Source organism: Vibrio sp. N418 (genome assembly GCF_000222565.1).
Lineage (GTDB): Bacteria > Pseudomonadota > Gammaproteobacteria > Enterobacterales > Vibrionaceae > Vibrio > Vibrio scophthalmi.
The window spans coordinates 100,006-120,614 of sequence record NZ_AFWD01000024.1 but is presented as its reverse complement, the minus strand read 5'-3'; the positions used below and the strand labels follow the sequence as shown (position 1 = coordinate 120,614).

The 20,609-nt window shown below is 44.5% G+C and carries 18 protein-coding genes; 8 read left to right on the top strand and 10 right to left on the bottom strand.

Features of this window, described 5'->3' with window-relative positions; translation table 11 throughout:
- Positions 1-500: 500 nt before the first annotated feature.
- The gene (locus RH86_RS04205) at positions 501-1,778 is read right to left on the bottom strand and encodes a cytosine deaminase (RefSeq protein ID WP_009385143.1); all 1,278 of its coding nucleotides are present in this window, start codon (positions 1,776-1,778) and stop codon (positions 501-503) included.
- 9 nt (positions 1,779-1,787) lie between these two features.
- Positions 1,788-3,026, bottom strand: coding sequence for a cytosine permease (gene codB / locus RH86_RS04200; RefSeq protein ID WP_005595367.1), 1,239 nt, complete (start codon positions 3,024-3,026; stop codon positions 1,788-1,790).
- 664 nt (positions 3,027-3,690) lie between these two features.
- On the opposite strand from codB, the gene azu reads away from it, so the two are divergent.
- Positions 3,691-4,143, top strand: a complete 453-nt coding sequence (gene azu, locus RH86_RS04195) for an azurin (protein ID WP_005595368.1) — start codon at positions 3,691-3,693, stop codon at positions 4,141-4,143.
- Positions 4,144-4,276: 133 nt separating this feature from the next.
- On the opposite strand, the gene pyrC is transcribed toward azu, so the two are convergent.
- Positions 4,277-5,305 (bottom strand): dihydroorotase, encoded by a 1,029-nt coding sequence (gene pyrC, locus RH86_RS04190; RefSeq protein ID WP_005595370.1) that lies wholly within the window; start codon positions 5,303-5,305, stop codon positions 4,277-4,279.
- Positions 5,306-5,599: 294 nt separating this feature from the next.
- Here pyrC and RH86_RS04185 point away from each other — a divergent pair, with 294 nt between their 5' ends.
- Entirely contained in the window at positions 5,600-7,411 is a 1,812-nt protein-coding gene (locus tag RH86_RS04185) for a hybrid-cluster NAD(P)-dependent oxidoreductase (protein ID WP_009385141.1), read from the top strand.
- 70 nt (positions 7,412-7,481) lie between these two features.
- Here RH86_RS04185 and RH86_RS04180 read toward each other — a convergent pair whose 3' ends face one another.
- Positions 7,482-8,387 (bottom strand): DMT family transporter, encoded by a 906-nt coding sequence (locus tag RH86_RS04180; protein ID WP_005595372.1) that lies wholly within the window; start codon positions 8,385-8,387, stop codon positions 7,482-7,484.
- 98 nt (positions 8,388-8,485) lie between these two features.
- Here RH86_RS04180 and RH86_RS04175 point away from each other — a divergent pair, with 98 nt between their 5' ends.
- Positions 8,486-9,277 (top strand): AraC family transcriptional regulator, encoded by a 792-nt coding sequence (locus RH86_RS04175; RefSeq protein WP_005595373.1) that lies wholly within the window; start codon positions 8,486-8,488, stop codon positions 9,275-9,277.
- Positions 9,278-9,420: 143 nt separating this feature from the next.
- Here the strand turns inward: RH86_RS04175 and RH86_RS04170 are convergent, their stop codons facing one another.
- The 3 genes from RH86_RS04170 to RH86_RS04160 all read right to left on the bottom strand — a co-directional run bounded on the left by RH86_RS04170 (position 9,421) and on the right by RH86_RS04160 (position 13,244).
- On the bottom strand, positions 9,421-11,166 hold the full coding sequence (locus RH86_RS04170; RefSeq protein ID WP_009385140.1) for a methyl-accepting chemotaxis protein: 1,746 nt from the start codon (positions 11,164-11,166) through the stop codon (positions 9,421-9,423).
- 295 nt (positions 11,167-11,461) lie between these two features.
- Positions 11,462-12,118 carry an START domain-containing protein gene (locus RH86_RS04165; RefSeq protein ID WP_009385139.1) on the bottom strand — a complete coding sequence of 219 codons (657 nt, stop codon included), beginning with the start codon at positions 12,116-12,118 and terminating at the stop codon, positions 11,462-11,464.
- A 199-nt stretch (positions 12,119-12,317) separates the two neighbouring features.
- Positions 12,318-13,244 (bottom strand): M14 family metallocarboxypeptidase, encoded by a 927-nt coding sequence (locus RH86_RS04160; protein ID WP_009385138.1) that lies wholly within the window; start codon positions 13,242-13,244, stop codon positions 12,318-12,320.
- Positions 13,245-13,528: 284 nt separating this feature from the next.
- On the opposite strand from RH86_RS04160, the gene RH86_RS04155 reads away from it, so the two are divergent.
- On the top strand, positions 13,529-14,884 hold the full coding sequence (locus RH86_RS04155) for an alpha-amylase family protein (RefSeq protein WP_009385137.1): 1,356 nt from the start codon (positions 13,529-13,531) through the stop codon (positions 14,882-14,884).
- 37 nt (positions 14,885-14,921) lie between these two features.
- On the opposite strand, the gene RH86_RS04150 is transcribed toward RH86_RS04155, so the two are convergent.
- Entirely contained in the window at positions 14,922-15,524 is a 603-nt protein-coding gene (locus RH86_RS04150; protein WP_009385136.1) for a hypothetical protein, read from the bottom strand.
- Positions 15,525-15,713: 189 nt separating this feature from the next.
- On the opposite strand from RH86_RS04150, the gene RH86_RS04145 reads away from it, so the two are divergent.
- A complete protein-coding gene (locus RH86_RS04145) occupies positions 15,714-16,817 on the top strand; it encodes a 1-acyl-sn-glycerol-3-phosphate acyltransferase (protein WP_009385135.1) in 1,104 nt (367 codons plus the stop codon).
- Positions 16,818-16,955: 138 nt separating this feature from the next.
- Here RH86_RS04145 and RH86_RS04140 read toward each other — a convergent pair whose 3' ends face one another.
- Together RH86_RS04140 and RH86_RS04135 are read right to left on the bottom strand one after the other, a co-directional pair.
- Positions 16,956-17,564: a hypothetical protein gene (locus RH86_RS04140; RefSeq protein ID WP_009385134.1), complete on the bottom strand. Its 609-nt coding sequence runs from the start codon at positions 17,562-17,564 to the stop codon at positions 16,956-16,958.
- A gap of 113 nt (positions 17,565-17,677) precedes the next feature.
- Positions 17,678-17,974, bottom strand: a complete 297-nt coding sequence (locus RH86_RS04135) for a YfcZ/YiiS family protein (protein WP_005595386.1) — start codon at positions 17,972-17,974, stop codon at positions 17,678-17,680.
- Positions 17,975-18,477: 503 nt separating this feature from the next.
- Between RH86_RS04135 and RH86_RS04130 the strand changes: the two genes are divergently transcribed.
- The 3 genes from RH86_RS04130 to RH86_RS04120 all read left to right on the top strand — a co-directional run bounded on the left by RH86_RS04130 (position 18,478) and on the right by RH86_RS04120 (position 20,564).
- Positions 18,478-18,939, top strand: a complete 462-nt coding sequence (locus RH86_RS04130; protein WP_009385132.1) for a TetR/AcrR family transcriptional regulator — start codon at positions 18,478-18,480, stop codon at positions 18,937-18,939.
- A 180-nt stretch (positions 18,940-19,119) separates the two neighbouring features.
- Positions 19,120-20,130, top strand: coding sequence for a response regulator (locus RH86_RS04125; protein ID WP_009385131.1), 1,011 nt, complete (start codon positions 19,120-19,122; stop codon positions 20,128-20,130).
- Positions 20,130-20,564, top strand: a complete 435-nt coding sequence (locus RH86_RS04120) for a PAS domain-containing protein (RefSeq protein WP_005595391.1) — start codon at positions 20,130-20,132, stop codon at positions 20,562-20,564. The genes RH86_RS04125 and RH86_RS04120 overlap by 1 nt, the downstream gene beginning before the upstream one ends.
- Positions 20,565-20,609: the final 45 nt, after the last annotated feature.

Below are 20,609 nucleotides of genomic sequence, written 5' to 3'. Positions count from 1 at the left end.
ATAGTCTGCTGAGTCGTGTGTTTAAGAATGATGAGGTAAAAACTGCCCATTAGTACGTAAGAGATCTCTCACAGCAACGTAAGAAACTATCGTTTCGTTGTTGAGTAAATAGCGAGGGGCTTCATTTAACTTGCTGATAAATAGGAATTAAATTGTTTTATGTGGAAAGTGATAAACATTTGTATGCGGTAATACTATTGAGAGATTCGGCTTAGATGGTTAAATTAAAGGTGTCGGCAGGATGCGGACACGGAACAGGAAAGACCCAAGGATTTGGTCATCTTCAGGACGAAGATTTAGCCATCGAGGAACGATGGTTAGCTAGGATTGCGAAGGACACCGCTAGGACAGCGATGTTATGGAAGTGCTGAAGGATGCAGCGTACTATCAAGGATATGATGCAGGGAGCACTTATTAGTAGCTGGATTGCTGCGAGTAAGAATAGACCCCGTTAGGCTTTGCCTAGCGGGGTTTTCTTTTATATAAATTAAATTAAGAGCTTAGCGCTTAAAAGTCACCGCTTCTGTTTCAGCTAGGTGAATTTGGGTCGTTGCTGGTTGTGTTTCAGCAATCACTTTACCGTGGCGAACCGAGTAACGCACAGGGACTTGGCGACGTACCGCATCAAAACCGTTTTCAGCAGGAAGGATCAGTAGGTTGCCCGGCTTACCTTGTTCAATACCATGTTGATCATGAATATTCAAAGTACGTGCTGAGTTGGTACTGATAAGTTCTAAGCCGTTATTGATCTGGTCGTAACCCATCACCTGACACACATGCAGACCCATATGCAGCACTTGCATCATATTCGCAGTGCCTAATGGATACCATGGGTCGAAGACATCATCATGGCCAAAACAAACGTTAATATTGGCAGCAAGCATCTCTTTCACTCGTGTCACACCACGACGTTTTGGGTAGTCATCAAAACGGCCTTGCAGGTGAATGTTCACCAGTGGGTTAGCAACAAAGTTAATGCCAGACATGCGTAGCAAGCGGAACAAACGTGACGCGTATGCGCCGTTGTAAGAGCCCATTGCTGTTGTGTGGCTTGCGGTGACCTTGTGGCCCATGTTGAATTTATGCGCCAGTGCAGCCAAGGTTTCGATAAAGCGAGATTGCTCGTCGTCAATTTCGTCACAGTGAACATCAATAAGACGATCGTATTTTTGTGCTAATTCAAATACGTAGTGCAGCGATTCAACCCCGTACTCACGCGTGAATTCAAAGTGTGGAATCGCACCAATGACGTCAGCACCTAGTTGAACCGCTTCTTCTAGCAGTTCTTTACCGTTCGGGTAAGACAGGATGCCTTCTTGTGGGAACGCAACGATTTGGATATCTACCCATTCTTTCATCTCTTCACGCACTTCAATCATCGCTTTAAGCGCGATTAATGTTGGATCTGAGACGTCTACGTGAGTTCGTACATGCTGCACACCATTCGCAATTTGCCATTTTAGTGTCTGTTTAGCGCGTGACTTTACATCTTCAATCGACAGCAGTTCTTTACGCTCAGCCCAGCGCTCGATACCTTCAAACAAAGTACCTGAAATGTTCCAGCTTGGCTCGCCGGCCGTTTGAGTCGTGTCTAGGTGAATGTGAGGCTCGCAGAAAGGTGCGACCGCTAGGCCACCTTCCGCATCGAGTACATTACCGGTGAAATTAAGTTCAACGGTATTGTCTTCAATACGCTCGAATTGACCATCCTTAATCAGAATCTGCTTGAGACCTTCTTGTCCTTGCAGTGTTGCGTTCTTGATCAGTAGTGTTGTCATGATGGTTCCTTACGCTGGTTGTTGAACCAGAGTCTTTTTATTTACGATAGGATTTAATACTAAGTAGCTGATTGCACCGCCAAGTACCGCATTTACGGGTACGACACCTGGTAAGAAGTGGCCAGCAATCACGCCAATCGCAACGGCTGCGATACCTGCCCAGTTAATGGTTTGGAACTGAGCTTGGTCAAAATTGAGGTAACGCTTACGGTTGGCTAAGAAATCCGCAATGATCACGCCACCAATTGGTGGAATAGCCAGAGATAAGAAGGTCAACCAACCAACGAAGTTATTGTACAGCCATAATGCGCAAAGTGTACCGATTACACCATTGAGCATAGAGATATATTTGCTAGGTAGCCCAGTGATGTTTGAAAAGCCTAAGCCCGAAGCGTACAGCGCGTTGTCGTTGGTGGTCCAAATATTAAGGCCAAGAACAATAATTGCGGGAATAAGTAACCCTTGCGCAATCATTACTTCTGAAATATCGGATTGGCCAGTAACAGCCGCGCCAGCCGCACCGAAGACAAACATCAGTGAGTTACCGACAAAGAAAGCAATCATCGTCACCATCACCGCGCCCATTGGCTTTTTACCAAAACGAACGAAGTCAGCCGTCAGTGTTCCTGCGCTAACAAATGAGCCAACCACCATCGCCAAGGCTACTGAAAAATCGAGAGGTTCAGCTGGCTGTACTTTTTGTAGCTGCTCTACGCCGCCAATACTGTTAACGGCCTCAATGACAGAGTAGCCACCGAGTAGGGCAATTGCTGGAACTGCAATGGCAGACAAAATCATTAAAGCGGCAATGCCAAAGTACACCGTGGCAGTCATCAGCAAGCCAGATGTGATAATCAGCACATTGGTATCAATACCTGTCGCTTTGTGTACTGGAATTGCAAACATAGCCACGCCGACACCAAACCAACCGACTTGGGTACCACCAAGCAGTGCAGAAGGAAGCCATGAGCCTTTAGAGCCAAAAGAAAAACGAGCAAGAAGATGAGTAGAGAGGCCGGTAGAAGCGCCGATATAACCAAGAAAAGAAGTGTAGATGCCGAGAATGAGGTTGCCAATTAGAACTGCGAGTAAGAAATCATCAAAGGAAAGACCAATACCAAGTGAACCGCCAGTCCACATACTTGCCGAGAAAAAAGTGAGCCCCAGCATCACCATGGTTAACGACGCTACGCCTTTACGGGCCGAAATTGGAACAGGTCCAAGACTATAATTATTATCTGCAGCCATTTTTACCTCTACAAGTAAGACAAGAAAACTAAATGCCATGTTTTGGTTAAACGGCGCGTATTATGATGATTGAAAATAAACTGTCAATGACTAAATTGTCACTTGCGCTTTATTGTTGTTGGTTTTGTGTTTTATTTTCTTTTAATTCAAGCTATTAGCATTTTATTTTTGATTGAGATTATTGCTTATGAAAACGTTTTTATAGCTTTGACTTTTGCACTGTTAATCTGTTTTGGAATGTTTATGGGTGCTGATGTATTCAGGTATAAAAAATACTCCAATTGCATTTGTTTCCCTTGATTGCAAACGTTTACTATTTGTGCGCTGTGGCGTTTGTTTGAAATTTGTTCTGTTTCGCTTTGTTTTGCTTGTTATTTTGGCTGCTTCAGTTGGTTTTGTTGTTGTTGGTTAATAAACTTGTGGTTAAAGTTGGGTTTTTTACGATATTTTACTGATTTAATTTTTACAGTTCGGTTTGAGATGAAAATTGTTTTGATCGAAAAAGTGGGGTTTTGCGTACAATCGGGCTAAGCCGCAGAAAAAGTGAACTGTTGTGCTTGTTTGAGTGAAATATTTGATAACGGTGTGTTAATTGAGAGGTTTGCACAGGAAAAATGAAGCTATTTCAGTATAATGCGCATAGCTTTCAATAAGGAGATAAACAATGAAACTTCGTTACTTGCTTTCTATAACAACATTATTCGCAGCGGCTTTCTCAGCTCAAGCAAGCGCAAGCTGTGAGGTAACTATCGAAGCAAACGATATGATGAAATTCTCAACGGATGTGATTAGCGTACCAGCGACTTGTGAAGAGGTCTCAATCACACTAAAGCACACAGGTAGCCTACCTGCGACGTCGATGGGCCACAACATTGTGATCGCTGATACTGCAAACGTTCAAGCGGTAGGTACAGAAGGTATGAGCGCGGGTATTGACAACAGCTATGTCAAGCCAGGTGATGAACGTGTCTATGCGTTTTCAGAAGTGATTGGTGGTGGAGATTCGACAACGCTAACCTTTGATACTGCGAAGCTTAAGGCGGGTGGTGATTACACTTTCTTCTGCTCGTTCCCAGGTCACTGGGCCATCATGAAAGGCAAATTTGAGTTCAAATAACGCTTAGTGTTAGAGTTCTATTTCAGACGAAAACGCCCCGAATCTCGGGGCGTTTTTATTGGTTGGAATTCGCCATTAGACTGCTATACCAGTCAGAATAACGACGTGACCAGCAAGACGAACGTTGCGGGTATTATTTAACAGACCAAGTGATCTCTTCACCCGCTTTGATTGGCACTACAATATCACTACCAAATGGCATGGTTGTTGGCACGGTCCAAGCTTGCTTGGTTAGCGTAACCGTATCAGCATTGCGTGGCTGGCCGTAAAAGTCTGGGCCGTTGTGACTTGCAAACCCTTCAAGGTTCTCAAGTTTACCCTCTTGTTCAAATACTTCTGCATATAACTCTAACGCTGCGTGCGCCGTGTATGAACCCGCACAACCACAAGCGGCTTCTTTCTTGTCTTTGGCATGCGGTGCTGAATCTGTCCCCAAGAAGAACTTTTTGCTGCCGCTGGTTGCTGCTGCAATCAGTGCTTGTTGGTGCGTATTACGCTTTAGAATTGGCAAGCAGTAGAAGTGCGGTTTAATGCCACCCACGAGCATGTGATTACGATTATACATCAGGTGATGTGCAGTGATTGTCGCAGCCACATTATCGTTAGCAGTGTTAACAAAATTTGCCGCGTCTGCGGTGGTGATATGCTCTAAAACGATTTTTAGGTTAGGGAAATCGTTCACAATCGGTGCGAGAACTGTCTCTAGGAATTGCTTTTCACGGTCAAAAATATCGATTTCGTGTGCAGTCACTTCACCATGGACCAACAACAACATGCCAACCTCTTCCATTGCTTCTAGCACTGGGTAAATGTTTTTTGCTGAGGTTACACCTGAATCTGAGTTAGTGGTTGCGCCGGCAGGGTACAATTTAGCGGCGACAACAAGACCTGAGGCTTTGGCTTTACGAATTTCATCAGGAGTCGTATTGTCGGTTAGATAAAGTGCCATGAGAGGAGAAAATTGAGCACTTGGTTTTTCTGCCATGATACGTTCACGATAGGCTGCGGCCATTTCGGTATCAGTAATTGGTGGAATGGTGTTTGGCATGATGAGCGCGCGGCCGTTGTAACGGCTGATGTCGCGTACCGTGTCTTTAAGAACTTCGCCATCGCGAAGGTGTACGTGCCAGTCGTCCGGACGAGTAATCGTAATAGTTGTCATGTTAGCTCCCACCATGAAATAGTTGTCTGATTGGAGCCTAAGCAATTGTTTATATGAATAAACGCGAATGCTTAGGCGACAGGATGATAGAGGAAAGCGATAACGATTTCACCTTCTTTTTTTATCGATTGCGCTCGTGGCATAATAATAAGCTAAACGTTTGCGCAATTGATTGAATGAGTCATAGCGGCCGCGGCTCTATTGTTTCACTCGCGGGGTGGGCAGTCGGCAGGTTAAAAATTGGTTATACTCGCAAACAAATATCCCTAGAAAATGGATAACTAAGGAAGGGCAATGTCAGCGTCAACACTCGCAAAAATTAATGTTTACCCGGTTAAGTCAGTCGCCGGTGTTTCGATGTCAACGGCATGGGTTGAAAAGCAAGGGCTGATGTTCGATCGACGTTTCATGCTTGCCAAAGCTGATGGCGCGATGGTCACAGCTAGAAAATATCCTCATATGGTGCAAGTGAAATCGGTATTGTGTTCAGATGGTTTATTGTTCACCGCTCCCAATCGTGCGGCGCTACGCATTCGATATAGCGAATTTAAAATGCAGCCCACACCAGTCACAGTGTGGAGTGATACCTTTAGCGCATTTACGACGTCAGATGAAGCGGATGATTGGTTTAGTGACGTGGTCGGTTGCCGTGTCGAGTTGGTTTTTACGGGTGAGCAATCTCAGCGGGTGCGAGAAACGTTGGGCCACAATGTCAGCTTTGCGGATGGTTATCCATTGCTGATCATCAGTGAAGGGTCGTTAGCAGAGCTGAATAAACGCAGTAGTGATACGCACACTATGGATCAATTTCGTACCAATTTGGTTGCCTCTGATCTTGAGCCTTTTGTTGAAGATAGCTGGAAACGGATTCGTATTGGCGAGGTTGAATTTGAAGCGGTCAAACCTTGCGAACGCTGTATTCTGACCACTGTTGATACGCAAACTGGCCAACTTAGAGACAATAAAGAACCATTAAAAACCTTGAGCGATTTCCGTGCTAATGAGTTTGGTGGCGTCTTTTTGGGGCAAAATTTGGTGGCAAAAAATGAAGGAATGATCCGTGCTGGAGACCCTATTGAGGTGCTTGAGTACAAAGAGAAAGAGTTCTATGCCGATAACTCTCCGCAATTGCACCAATTAACTTGTGTTGAACGCGAAGACATCGCGCGTAACTTTACCACGTTCTGGTTTGAATCTGAGCAGCTTATCGAGTACAAAGCAGGTCAGCATCTGCCGATTCAAATTACGCTTGATGGTGAACAGGTTGCGCGACGTTATACGCTCTCTTCGTCACCTTCACGGCCTAATAAACTGGCGATTTCAGTGAAAAAAATCGCTGGTGGGCGCATTTCTCATTGGCTAAGTGAGCACTTACAAGTGGGAGATGTGCTGAGTTGCCAATCACCAGATGGTTGCTTTCACTTAGAAGAAAACCATTTCAACCCCACCTTATTACTGTCTGCAGGTAGTGGCGTGACCCCAATGCTGTCGATGTTGCGTTATCTTGCCGACAATAAGCAATTGGATGATGTGGTCTTTTATCATCAGTGCAGCACAGAAGCGGATATCCCTTATCGCAGTGAGCTTGAACAACTGGCACGTGAGCACGGCGGGTTGAAGGTGTTGATTTCCCTTTCTAAGGCGCCATTAGATTGGTTCGGTTTAAAAGGGCGGTTAAGCCCGATGCACTTAAAGCAGGTACCAGATATTGCAAAGCGAGAAGTGTATGTTTGTGGCCCCGAAGGGTTTATGCAACAAGCAAAATCAATGTTATTGCAAGTCGGTATGAATGAAGACCAGTATCATCAAGAAGCATTTACCGCCATGCGAGTAGAGCATACCGTTGAGCAAACAGTGACCGTTAAAGTGAATAGCCACCAATTCGTTGGAGACAATCAGCGCACGATGCTGGAACAAGCGGAAGAGGCAGGGGTTAATATTCCTAATAGCTGCCGTGCCGGTTTGTGCGGTGCTTGTCGAGTGAAAGTCGTATCGGGGAAGGTAACGCATGCTCAAGTTCCCGCTCTTGACCATATTGATGTCGCAGGTGGAGAAGCGTTAGCGTGCTGCGCAGTGCCTTCATCCGATATTGAAGTGAAATACTAGCGGTTAGAATAGCGTTAAACCTTGTGCTGGTGGGCTATTAGCACAAGGTGTTATTGGTATTAGCTCGTGATTACACTAAATCGTTCTTGAGAATGACGGGATCGATGTCGTCTTTTTTACGGCGTTTAATTTGCGCTAAAATAACCCCGCTTATCACCATGATACCGCCAATTAAGTGGTAGATGTGGACAGTCTCGCCTAGCGTTGTGGCGGCTAAAGTCACCGCCACCACCGGTAATAAATTCATAAACATCGCACTGTTGTCTGCACCAATCACATCAATCGACTTGATCCACATCCATGGTGCGGCAATCGAAGCTGCAACCGAAGCAAATAAGATAATCGGCATCGCTTCTGATGGCGGTAGCAGTTGGTCGCTGGTCAGCCAAATAGGGGCCAGCATAATCATTGAAGCAAACCCTTGCATGTAGATCGAGACGGTATTAGGTAAATTCATCTTCCAGCGCTTAAGTAGTACACAGTACAACGCGTAAGCGACTGAGGCTACGACCATCAAAGCATCGCCAGTCGTGACACTTTGCGACAAGAAGAACAGCATATCCCCTTTACCCAGCATGTAGGCTAAGCCGATTAAGGCGATGATACCGCCCAAAATGCTGTTGCGTGAAATAGGCTTGCCTAAAATAGGCACACTAATAAAGATCGCAATCAACGGCACTAAGGCACTGATCAGCGACATATTAGAAGCCGTTGTCGTGACCGCGGCGAAATAACCGCATGATTGGTTGATCACCATTCCCAGCATCCCAAGCACGCTCAGTTTGGCAAGGTTTGGGCGAATGTCGCTCCACAGGCGGATCACCTTTGGCAGGCAAAATGGGGTTAAAATCGCGATAGCGAATACCCAGCGATAAAAGCTCATTGCACTTGGTTCAATGATAGAAGCCGCCATTTTACTGGCAACAGCATTGGTTCCCCAGATGAAAACAGTGAGTATTGGCAGTAAGTAGATCATGTGAGGTTCATCGCATTGTTAGGGTGGCGGGTAGTTTGTCAGGTCTGTATAATTGCAAGTATCTTTAAAACGACATTGTGCGCTCTAGGAAGACAAGTTTGAGAAAACCAGCCAAACATTTGCACCCGTCGTTATCGATCGATAAAGCACCATCAGATGTCTTTATGAATTTTGAGGCGTTTTTATCGAACACTGAGACGCGTGTTCATAGCCACCCTTGGGGTCAGGTACAACTGATCAGCGGTGGTATTCTTGAAATGGAAGTCGAGGAAACTCGTTTTTTAGCTCCCCCTCATCTCGCGATATGGGTGCCACCGGGTATCATGCATACCAGTTTTAACCGTAAGCCACTATCTTACTGCTCTCTAAATGTAGCGCTGCATTTGACGGAAAATTTTCCCGATAAAACCAGCTTGATTCGCGTTACTTCGATAGCCTCTTCCATTGTGGATGACTTTCGTGCGCGAAGAATCAATGTTGCAGAAACCGATGCGGATAAACGTTTGGTGCAAGTGTTGTTAGATCAACTGGCCACACGAGATACACAGCATCACTTTCTACCATCGACAGACAATAAATACCTAGCGCCGATCCTATCGGCGGTTGAGGAAGATCCTACTGATAACACCAGTTTGTCAGAATGGGCCGAACGCGTTCATACCACCGAGCGTACACTGGCTCGGCATTGCCAATCCGAACTGGGCATGAGCTTTACCGAGTGGCGCTTGCGCGTGCGTTATCTCTATTCAATGGAATTGTTACAAAAAGGCCAGTCTGTTAAAGAAGTGGCTTTCACCCTTGGTTATAACCAAGCCAGCCCATACATTGCGATGTTCCGCAAATATTCGGGCCAGACTCCTGAGCAATATAAGAGTAAATTGATTTATTGAGGTGGCCATTATCATCGCGATCGTGAAGCCAATCATCAGGTGCTTTGGCCTTACAGGCTTATCTTATTGATACAGTTTGAGGGGGACAGCAATACCGTGGAAAAAGCGAGCCTGGTAGCAGACTCGCTTTTTTCATTTATACGTTAGCTGAGTTTGAAACGGCCAACCACATCGCTCAGTTGGCTATTGGTTGTCGTGAGTTGATGGGTACTTGTCACGGTTTGTTGTCCATTGTGGTTAATATTGCTGATCATCTCTTGAATGCTGGTCATATTGCGAGTGATCTCTTCAGTGACGACGCTCTGTTGCTCTGCTGATGCGGCGATTTGCGTGGTTAAATCGTTGATCTCAATAATTGAATCGGTCATCGAGTCTAGGGATGTCATCACACGAGCGGTGGTTTCTGATGTTTGCTGGCAACTCGACTGGGTTGTTTTCATTGCACTAACAACCGTATTGTTGCCGTTGCGCAGCTTGGTCAGCATCTCATTGACTTGTGAGGTGCTCTGTTGTGTACGAGCCGCTAACGCGCGCACTTCATCGGCAACCACTGCGAAACCACGCCCTTGTTCGCCAGCGCGAGCCGCTTCGATTGCGGCATTGAGAGCCAATAGGTTAGTTTGTTCCGCAATATCACCAATAACACCAAGCACAGAGCCAATCTGGTCAGTATCTTTGCTCATCGCTGTGATGGACTGAGACATGCTCGCTACCTCTTCCACAAGGGCTGAAACACTTTGCACCGCCTCTTGTACAACGGCTTTAGAGTGGTTCGCTTCATTGTTGGTTTTATGGGTTAATTTTGCCGCATCCGCTGCACTTTGTGCGACAGACTCTGCGGTGGAACTCATTTCAGTAATCGCGGCTACCACTTGCTCGGTCTCTTTTGCGTGGGCGGTTAACAGCGTTTGATTCGAGTGTGCATTTTCACCGACCACATTTATTTCTTGTTTGATTTGCTGACTGGATTTCGCCACATCGAGCATCATGGTTTGTAGTTTTTCAATAAATTGGTTGATGCCAGTTGCGATCTTTCCAAGATCATCTTGAGAGGTTATCTCTAGACGACGGGTTAAGTCACCATTGCCTTGGGAAAGATCAGTGACGATATTGCGAAGTGACACGATAGGCTTAAAGGCAAGATTAACGGCGATAACGCTCAGCGAAATAATTAGAATTCCTGAGATGACTAAGGTGAGCGTAATGGCATTATTGAGCTTCGCCGTGTTTTGTAAGATATAGGCGTTATCAATATAACCAGTTAGGCTCCATTGGCTTCCACGAACATCAAAAGTACTAGGCAATGGAATAAGGTCGCCATCTATTTTGTTTGAAAACAGTATATTGTTATTTGGGTCAACGAGCTCCATATAGCTACCATCAACGGCAGATGATGCTAAAAGCGCTTGCGTATCACTAAGGTCTACATAAAAGATGTTTCCTTGGCCGTCACCCTCAGGAACAATAATGGTAAGCAGAGGTTTCCCTTGTTCATAAACGATGTTACTGACGGTCACTTTGCCATTAGCTGAAGATAATAGGTCGATAAACGGTTGTGCTTCGGCAGGGTCATCAATACTCCCTTGAGGAGTAAAAACTAAATCACTAACAACTTTGATGATGTTATAAAAACCAGTTTTCTCTTGCGTCGATTTTACCGCAATCAGTCCAAAATTTAGGTTTTCTGCAAGAACAATTTGATTGTTAATGTCTTCGACCAGTTTGTCTTTCACAAGGTTTATCTGGCTGTTGATGTTCTGAGTATCACTTTGGTAAATATAATTACTAATATGATGACGAGCACTGAAATATGACGTCAAGATCGTGATTGAAGTGATAACGATGAAAATAGCGATTATTTTCATCTTGAAAGAGAGGGCTTTCTTCATGGGCGGTATGAATTCCTTTTAATGTGCTAAGGCTATAATATCCCCACATAAAGAAATTTTTCATAACTGCGACGCAAAAATAAAGATTTATTTCAGCAATGACGTTGCGATCACAAATAAATAGCCATCAATGTGATTGGTTAATGGTGACGATAATAATGTTTAATATCAATAGCCTGCAGAAAATTATTTTGTATTTAAAATGAAAGGTTCATACCCATAATTTGTTTCATTAAGTGATAGGTATTGTTAAATAATGGCATTCACTAAGGGTATTCTTTAGTTAATCGTAAATTCATTCTTTAATCTGCGGGTGCTGGTATTGTTGATATGCAGGTAGTAGGGCACGTAGATTTTCAAAAGTGGTGCGAGCACTTTGTTTCGACAGCTTATTGATTAATACATCGGGCAATAGGCCGCCAGGATCCGCGAAGGCTTGGTACTCTATTAGGGTTGTACCATTCGTGAGCTTGTGCAAAGTCCAACTGGCATCAACCGCGCGAATACGAATGTAGCCACTTTGCTCGGCAAGTATTGCTTCTGGTGCATCAGTAATGTGGATAGTGAAACCGAGATCATCGACCCAGTATTTAGAGTAGGTGACCATGTCACGATCTTTGGCTGGCCATGGCGCGCTGAACTGGGTGTAAACGATGTTTTCAGTTGGGGAGATCTGTTTTAGTACGCGGCTGTGGCTGGCGTTATCGATCCAATCAGGGACTTTTCCACTTTCTTCCAACAACGTTAAAAATGCACTGTAACTAGTGGCAGTGAACATTTGCGCGCGAATTTCTACTAAGCCGTCTTTATGCTCTCGCGCATAAATGGTGATGCCATCCCGACGACTATCTAATTGCCAGTCATTATTTACTTGCGCGTTGACGTTGCGTGACATCAATGCCATTGCTAGGAATAGTGCTGTGATAGACAAAATGTTTCGTAACGCTGTCATGTTTTCCTGTTGAGAAAAATGCTTCTTCGTTGTTGATAGCTTATATAACGTAATCAATTAAATCAGGTTTAGAATCAATGTAGAGAGAAGAGTCGTTGAGTGTATTGGTTGTTTTGTACTGCAGAGATAGGCACTGGTAGAAACAGTAAACGGCCTAATGGCCGTTTACTGTTGGACAGATTTACGCTTATGGTGCGGACTAGCCGTTTAAATGATTCGTAATTACGAAATCTAAACCGCCGGTTATCGCAGCAACCTGCGCTTGATTGCATTCAGCGTCGGTTACTTTCGGGCTGTCTGGATACACTTCAGTCGTCGTATGGAACAGGCAATCTGTGACACCACCACATAGGCCAAGTTGTTTCATCGGATAGAGAATCACCCCTTCTTGTACCACTTCAGAACCAATGATCTCGCCTTTTTCATCTGCAGGCGCGATATGAGTTACTTTCGCAACAGAGGCAATGATTGCTGCTTGAAACTCTGGTTGCGGGTTTAGCGTGTCGCCAACAGTGTAGAAACCATCTGGGATAGTGTCGGCATCGTATTCTACGCCATCACGGGCAGCCAGCGCTGGTCTAAATTCTGATTCGTCCGTATCGGTGGTCTCGTGCAGATCAAAGTGCACTAAAAAATCACCAAGGCTCGCAACCAATTGACGCAATGCTGCTGATTCTTCGGCAGGTGTATCTTGGTAGAACGAACGGTTTGGATCGGTCGCGAGGGCATTCCAACGGTTGATCGTTTCATAACCCCATGGGCTTACACATGGCGCGATAGCAATGTTGAAGGTTTCAGCGTATTGCTCGGCTTTTTGTGCTGCAAATTCTAATGCACCTTGAACACCGCTGGTTTCGTAGCCGTGAACACCGCCAGTAATCAGCACGCTTGGTTTGTCGTTTGACCAGTTTTTGCTTTTTATGCAGTAAAGTGGAAAGCGTTCAACGTCGTAAGAAAGAGCGCCATATTGTTCAACATCAAAGCGTGCTTTTAGTGCTTCAATTTTTGGAAGGACTTCTTCGCTGTAGAGGCGTTTGATGGTGGTTTGAGCGCGCCATGCTTGGCGTTCTGCGTCGCCCCATTTTTGACCTGGAGTACCAATTGGGTAGGTGTTGTTTATTGTCATCATTAACTTCTTATTTGATGGGAACAAAATCAGCATAGCGAGGCCCAGTTAAGCGTGCAAACAGAATTCGTCATAAAGTGAAAAATCGGCTATTAACTTGGGCATTTTTTATCAGCAAAGGCATTGAGTGCTAGCATAGTGAGCAACAGAATAAGCCGAATAACTTTTGCTCGTTAGTGATGTTTGTGTTTGATATAACGGACAAATCACGTTAACAAACATTAGGCTATCGTACTGTATTATGTCACTACGAAGGAGAGTGAACATGCCATTGAGAGTGGGCTATGGAAAAGATTAATAATACGGATGTGATTCTGCACGCTTTTGATTGGCCGTATAGTTTGATTGAACAGCAAGCAGAGAAAATCGCCCACATGGGCTATCGCTCTGTGCTGATTTCACCTGCGATGAAGTCGTTATGCTTGCCCCAAGGCACACCTTGGTGGCAGCGCTATCAGCCACAAGATTATCGTGTGATCGACAATCAACTCGGTAACTTATCATCATTACGGTCGATGATAACGACGTTGGACGCAAATGGTATCCACGTCTATGTCGATGTGGTGTTTAACCATATGGCGAATGAATCGGATATTCGTCACGATCTACAATACCCCAATGATGAGATTCTCGCTCAATATCAACAAGAAAGTGAATACTATCAAGCGCAAAAGCTGTTTGGTGATCTTGCGACCCCTTTGTTTAGTGAAGACGATTTCGTGGAAGCATTTAGTATTTCTGACTGGGGTGATAAGTGGCAAGTTCAGCATGGTCGTCTTGTTGGAGATGAGCATGATCCTGGCTTACCAACGTTAATGGACAATAGCCATGTGGTTGCTCAGCAACGTGCCTATTTGATTGCATTAAAGCAGTTGGGGGTGAAAGGATTTCGAATTGATGCGGCGAAGCATATGACGTTGGAGCATTTAACGCAGGTGTGGAGCGTAGATATCTGTGAAGGTGTGCATATTTTTGCCGAAATCATTACGGATGGCGGGGCGACTAAACAGGAGTATCAAGATTTTCTTGAACCCTATTTAGCGAGCACACCTATGGGTGCGTATGATTTTCCTTTGTTTCAAACATTGTTGGAAGCCTTTCAACCAACGGGTACATTAACCAGTCTGGTTAACCCATATAGTTTGGGCCAAGCACTAGCTGAAAGTCGTGCGGTGACCTTTGCTATTACCCATGATATTCCCAATAATGCCGTATTTACGGGTTTGGTCATGGAGGAAGAGTGGGAAGCGCTTGCTTACATTTATCTGTTTGGCCGTGATGGGGGCGTGCCATTGGTGTATAGCGATCTCAATACCAGTGGTTTTGAAAACCAACAAGGTATTCCCCGCTGGCAAGAAGAGTGGCAAAGCCCATCGATGAGAGCCATGATTCAATTTCATAACCAAATGCACGGAAGTCCGATGACGGTTTTGCAGTCGGGCGATGAGAAGTTGGCTTTTTCTCGTGCGGGAAAAGGTATCGTGCTGCTTAATAAATCGAGCAAAGTGCAACGATTTGAACTGTCAGTAGAAGGAGAGTGGCGAGACGTGTTACTTAAAAGTCGTTGTGAACGAGAAGAGACTCTTGTGGTTGAAGTCTCTCCTCGCAGCGGAGCGATGCTCGTCCCTGTCGTGAGTTAATCAATGACAAATCAGGCAAGTAATTCGCGTTGCAAGATTACTCACCTAGTACGGTTTGGCAGATGGCGTGGTAGGCATCTTCGCTGCCTGAAAATAGCTCATTAATAACGTTGGCTTTGCCTTGGCCTGATAGCAAGCGCTTACGCGCTTCACGGACTCGAAGTGCCACTTGAATATTTTGATCTAGCGGACTGCTTACGTTTGGCTGCCAACGTGAGATCTGATCACTGAATGAGTCTAGTTCTAACGTTGGTGCGTAGTGGTGAAGTTCTTCACGCAATACCGTGAGCAAATTAATTTTCGCTTGATGATCATCTGCTAGCGTTGCCATGCGATTGAGCAGGGCGGCAGATAACTCATTAAGTTCGAGGTAACCCGCTTGCTTAGGCAGTGGACTGCTTACACGGCAAGAAAGCTCTACGGTGTGCATACGGGTTTGTGGCAAACAGCAAATTGAGGTCAAACAATCAAACGGTAGCCACATCGCTTGGCCTGGCTTGATGGCATATTCATTTTTTCCCAATCGAACCAGTACTAAGCCATCGTGTACCGATAGTAATGTGTGCTTCATCAGCTTTTTACGTGGTGTGACGGATAGAAATTGAATATCAGATGTCTGATGAGAAATAGCGTAGTGCATGGTATCGCTCGATAAATATGGGGCGCTAAGATTACCGTTTCTCGACTCAAAAAGCCATTAACAGCATTGATTGAGCTATCAGGAGTATGGTGTTCTGGTCTGACCTTAGTAAATATGCGTGTTCTAATGCTGCCAAGAGGCGATTCTATGCGTAGAATGAGCCGCGATTTGTCACTAATGTAGACCCTAATGACTGCGAACACTGATCCCTATATTGAAATTCGTCCTTATCACGATGACGAGATTCCAGCGGCAATTGACCGCCTAATTCAAGATGAAGAGTTTATCTCTGCCATCTTACAGCATCGTTTCTCTAACCACGCGCCATGGTTCAAAACGCTTATGGCTCCGTTGGTCAAAGTGTATCTGAAATTTAAATGGTCAAAGCTGAACTCGATTGAAGCGATTCAGCTTGAAGTGAAAAAGTATCTCCATCAAACCCTCAATAACACCACTCAAGGTGTCACCTATACAGGGCTAGAGAAACTCGATCCTCAAAGTGCTTACCTATTTGTCTCAAACCATCGCGATATCGCTATGGATCCGGCGCTGGTCAACTACGGTTTGTTCAAGAATGGTCACAATACTGTCCGTATCGCGATTGGCGATAACTTGCTGAAAAAACCGTGTGCGACAGAGCTGATGCGTTTGAATAAGAGTTTTATTGTTAAGCGTTCAGCGAAAGGGCCACGTGAAATGATGAAGGCACTAAGTACCTTGTCATCTTACATCAAGCACTCCCTAGAAACGGGCAATTCTATTTGGATCGCGCAAAGAGAAGGGCGAGCGAAAGACGGGAATGATTTTACTGAGCCTGCAATCTTAAAAATGTTTCATGTTGAAGGACGTAAGCAAAAAATCGATTTTGCCGAGTACATTCAGTCACTAAAAATTGTGCCAGTTTCCATCTCTTATGAGAATGACCCTTGCGATGTAGCGAAAGCCAGAGAGTTGTACGAAAAGTCGGTCAATGGTCGTTACGAGAAAGGTGAATTTGAAGATATCGAAAGTATCATCCAAGGCATTGTGGGCGATAAAGGCCGAATCAATGTTGCGTTTGGTGATGTGATTGAGCAAGCCTTTTCTGCGCCAGATGAACTTGCCGCCGAGATTGATCGCCAAATTCATGCTAACTACAAATTGTTCCCAATTAACCTGTTAGCGGCCGGTGATGAGAGTGTGGATGAGAGCGTAAAAGCGCTGCTGCAACAAAAGCTTAGTCAATTACCTCAAGGTGCACATGCCTTTTTAATTGATAGCTATGCAAATCCGGTAAAAAACCAAGCTGAATAGAGCTCGGTAGCCAATGGGCAACACACGAGTTTTTAAGGGTAGCTTCGGCTACCCTTTTTCTTAGCTACTTTTTATGACGTGGGAGATTGGCTGAGCGTGTGACATAGCACTATGCGCAACTCGCTACGTCGCAACTCATTACGGCGCAACGGCTCCGCCGAGAGTGAGATTCTCTGGCCACTTGCTAATATGATTACCGCCAAGGAAGATATTGCCATTCACTGTCATGGTATTGGGAAACTCACCAATTTTAGAACCACCTAAAAACAGATTTCCTTCTACCACTAGCCCTTCAGGCAACGTTGTTAAAGGTGTACGCATAACGCTAAGATCCCCTTTTACTCGCAAGCGGTTGGGTAGTTTTTCGAGGGGCGTGTCGGTGAAATTCAGATAACCACCCACTTTTATCCCTGCAGGCCAACGCTTGATTTTAGCACCAAGCAAGTTGGCATAACCGCGAATACTAGAGCCTTTACCGATGGCAATGAGTTCGCTGTTTGAGGCTTCGAGGTTACCCCCAATTGTCGTGCTTTTGGGTAGGCGTTTGATTTGTGTTTTGGCAATGTTCAGGTTGCCTTTCACGGTAAACCCATCGGCAAATTCGGTGTAGGGTTTATTGCGTAAATCCAAGTTACCGTAGTTGTCGAGGTGATTTAGCGTGCGGAATGAATCGAGTTTTTGTGCTGAAACCGAGTTAGCAAGTAATACACAAAAGAGTAAACAGAGAGTTGTGACAGGTCGAGTCATAGTAGGCATTGTTTAGATTAGAAGTGTCTAGTATTCCTAACCCACAAGACAAGGTCAACTTTTGCTCGTCAATGATGGGAGCAAGATAAAGCGGGCGAGTGCCCGCCTCGGAATTAACGCACTAGAGAGCGAGTTTTTAGTTCGAAGATCAGTTTTTCAGCACTAACTTCGAATTTAAAGCGAGCGGTCAATTCAGTAGAGTCAGCATTGATATCTGTAGTTTGATATTCAACCGCTGCATTTACTTGTTTTGCGAGATCAACGTACTTAGCCAGTTCAGCTTCTAGTAGCGCTTGATCTTGAGAAAAGATCGTTACTTCTGCTACGTCATCGCCTTCTTTAATGATAAAGCCCATTTCACCAGCACAGCCACACGCTTCACATACTTGAGCTTCTAATTCATTACTCATCGAACAATCCTCTTAAAAAAATCATGGATATTTTATCGGTATATTTGAACATAATCTACAGAAATGACGTGATGTCGAGGGATGTTTTCAACTGCACATATCCAATGAATTAATAAAGTTCATGCAATTACGCAACATTATGTACATTTTCTTGTGTGATACTGTTCATATAGATACAAATTGAATTGCAATTATTCGGTCAGAATGATGTGCGTTTAGTTGTAAGTAGTCTAAATTTGTAACATTATTCATAATTCAATATATATAATATTAATGACTCGCATTCCTATTTATGTTGCTTTTGCATCATTTATGAGAAAACGGTGTTCCACTAGCAATATAGCACTGATGAAATCTATCGACATGGTAAGCTAGTGTCGTAAAAATTAGCAGTAACACGTTGTTCCTGCTGACAAAGAAATAGATTCCACAGATATTGCGAGTCTCTATTTTTTATTGACTCATTTTGGGTCAGACGGATTTACGAAGAGAAGAGCCTAGACATGCCAAAGCGTAGTAAAGAAGATACCGAGATCACCATCCAGAAAATCATGGACGCAGTCGTTGACCAACTTCTTCGTCTTGGTTATGACAAGATGTCATACACCACGTTAAGCCAACAAACTGGCGTGTCTCGCACTGGTATCAGCCACCATTTTCCAAAGAAAACAGACTTTTCAGCCGCGTTAGATGGTCGTATTTTCAAGATGTTTGTTGAGCACTTGAATTTTGATGCAAGCTTAAACGATTTTTCTGATAGCTGGGTAAAGGCACTGGATGATAGCGAGTTTCTTGCCATTTTGCGTTTACTTTTCCACCATATCGTTACGGCAGAGAGTGCTCATGAATTTGCGGCTAAAGGGATTGAGCGTTTGTACAAAACCGTTGAAATGAAGTTTGGCGATAATAGTGCGAAAGAGTTGGAATGGCTAATCGGTAAGTCTCTGATTCGTATGGCCTCTTAAAAAGTAGTCACTGAAAATTGTTAAAAGCCAGCGTTCGTCGCTGGCTTTTTTGTACCGTAAATTAGACAACAGTTCAGAGTTATCATTAGGTGTGTGTTTTCTCCGATTAAACCGTACCTGACCCTATAACTATCTGTTACAATTTGAATATAAATTAAACCAATAGCAGTAGGTACAACGATGTCTTATCCCGTTTTAATCTGTGATGATTCGGCGTTAGCACGCAAACAGATGGCTCGCTCATTACCTGCTTCACTGAATGCTGAGATAACTTTTGCCGTTCATGGCTTAGATGCGTTAGAAAAGCTGGCGAACCAATCATTTAAAATTATGTTTTTGGATTTAACCATGCCAGAGCTTGATGGCTTTGGTACGTTAGAAGAAATTCAAAAACGTGGTCTAAACATTAACGTCGTCGTGGTCTCTGGAGATATTCAGCCCAAGGCAAAAGAGCGCGTAATGGCGCTAGGCGCGAAAGCGTTTATTCAAAAACCGATTGATCAAGATGTACTGAAAAGTGTTCTGAGAGAGTTGGTTGAGCCTGCTGAAAGTCGTCCTGCCGCTCCGGTTATGATGACGCCTGTGCACATCCCAAGTTTGCGACGTCGCGACATCTATATGGAAGTGGCTAACGTTTCAATTGGCCGCGCCGCGGATGCGCTTGCACGTCACTTTGATGTGTTTGTTCATTTGCCTTTGCCTAACGTTGCCATCTTGGAAGTGAGCGAGTTGCACATGGCACTGCGTGATCTGGCCAATAACGATCAGGTTTCGGGAGTCTGCCAAGGATTCAGTGGTGAAGGTATTGCAGGTGAAGCGCTGGTTTTACTCAGTGATTCGAGTGTTGCGGATCTAAAAAAACTGATGAAAGTGCCCGCTGATAGTGAAGAACTCGAAGAGTTAGAGCTGTTGATGGATGTCTCCAATATTTTGGTTGGCTCTTTCTTAAATGGCTTAGGTGCGCAAGCAGAAGTTCGCTTCTTTCAAAGCTCGCCAGTGCTATTAGGTCAGCATATTTCCATTGATTCCGTTATCCAATCGACGACGGGCTCTTTTAGCAAAACCATGACGTTTGAAGTGAGCTACGCGATTGATGGCACTTCTATTCGCTGCGATCTCTTATTTATGTTTGTCGATGAATCTTTGCCGCTACTTGATAGTAAGTTGTCTTACTTAATGGAGGACTTCTAATGTTACATCTTCCTGCTGAGTTTGAGCAGTTTCACTGGATGGTCGACATGGTACAAAACGTCGATCTGGGATTAGTGGTGCTCGATCGTGATCATAACGTTCAAGTGTGGAATGGTTTCATGACTCACCACAGCGGCATTCAAGCTCACGATGCGATTGGTAAATCGATCTTTACTCTGTTTCCAGAGATCCCACAAGAGTGGTTTAAACTCAAAACCAAGCCTGTATACGATCTGGGTTGTCGTAGTTTTATTACTTGGCAGCAACGTCCGTACTTATTTAAGTGCCGCAATGTACGGCCGATTACCCAGCAGGCAGACTTTATGTACCAGAACATCACCTTGAATCCGATGCGTACACCAACCGGAGAGATCCGCTCGTTATTTCTGTCCATTCAAGATGCGACGGCTGAAGCATTATCATCTAAGCGTTAAACGTCAGCTACATGGTGCGTGTAATCACACTCAGTTATTGATGGA